Source organism: Neobacillus drentensis (assembly GCF_036966985.1).
In the GTDB taxonomy this organism is placed as follows: Bacteria; Bacillota; Bacilli; order Bacillales; family Cytobacillaceae; genus Neobacillus; species Neobacillus drentensis_E.
Genome location: NZ_JBALSN010000771.1, coordinates 1 through 1,271, shown reverse-complemented (window position 1 = coordinate 1,271; position 1,271 = coordinate 1). Strand labels below are relative to the sequence as shown.

1 protein-coding gene and 1 pseudogene are annotated in these 1,271 nt (G+C 42.2%); both read right to left on the bottom strand.

Annotated elements, in window-relative coordinates:
• Positions 1-512 (bottom strand): annotated as a pseudogene (locus tag V7659_RS31575) (CDP-glycerol glycerophosphotransferase family protein); the annotation flags it as partial.
• A 6-nt stretch (positions 513-518) separates the two neighbouring features.
• The coding region (locus V7659_RS31570; RefSeq protein WP_335543920.1) for a glycosyltransferase family 2 protein at positions 519-1,271 on the bottom strand (753 nt) is incomplete at its 5' end.

Below are 1,271 nucleotides of genomic sequence, written 5' to 3'. Positions count from 1 at the left end.
AGCTTTTCTCTAAAAAAGACATTGCCAAAGACAGGATGGTGGGCGTAAGGTTTCAATAGAGCATTTGCCTTTTCAATATATTCAACATGGGCTTCTTTATTAACCTCTCCGGCTAATTCCGGCTTGCTAATCACTGGTAATCCGAAATAATCAGCCTTCTTCCAGCGCGCGAGCACCACTGTTTGGTTCGGATGAAACTGCGTGTAATTTTGTTCAGTAAAACGTAAGTGTTCAAAGTGAAGCAGCACCTTTCCATGACTCGGACGATAAGGGGTACGCTTGATCTGCTGTTTATGCTGATCAAAAAATGGCTGAATGTCTTGTGGCTTTGGACAAGTCGTTGTCAGCTCTTCACCAAACGCCTTATCTTCCATACGTTCTCTTACTTCAGGACTGATGTATTGATAAAAATTACTGATTAATCCAAGGGGTATGTGGCGATAGGATAAGTCTTTCATCAGATTCACATACTCAAAGTACACCTGCCAATAATGATGAATATAATGCGACACTTAAGGTCACCTCCCATGTCTTTGTTTTAATATATGGCGGAGCTCCCTGCAGGTAGACTGCGGAGGAAGTGCTTGAATAAAATCGCTTTTCTCTTCTTCTGCCAACTGATAATGAATAGACTGTTCTGTGATGTAGTTTGTATCCAATACCTCATCAAAAGGGTAGAACGGATAAAAGTGATTTAATCTAAAAAAGAACCGGGCATCTCCTATTCGATAAAAATGCGGACTCTCGTCCCAGTAGGATCCAAACTCAGCACGAATCTTTGTTAAAATGGATGCACGATGTACAATCGAGCAGTGATCAATAGCACAAGGTGCATTCCACTGCACCGTTTGCGCAGGTCGAATCGTTTCCTTTACTGGCTCTTTTTCGCTATTTAAATAGATAACTTTTGAACTAGAATAGACAATTTCTTCATTCGGACGAGCATCTAAATATTTCGTGAGCTTCTCTAAACTGTCTGGTGCATAGACATTGTCATCTGTGGCATAGGAAATATACTCGCCCTTTGCCTGTTCTAATGCTTGATTAATGAGGACGGCATAGCGTGTTTTCGCCGTTCTTTCCTCCAGCGTTTTCACCCCGCTTTGGATAAAATGGACGCGTGGATCTTTACGGAAAGGCTCAATAGCAGCAAGGGTTTGTTCGTTTGATCCATCATCCATGATAAAAAGTTCAAGGTCTGACAAGGTCTGCTGCAGCACCGCTTCAATTGATCTGCCAACGTAGGCCGCTTTGTTGTAGCTCGTCATAAT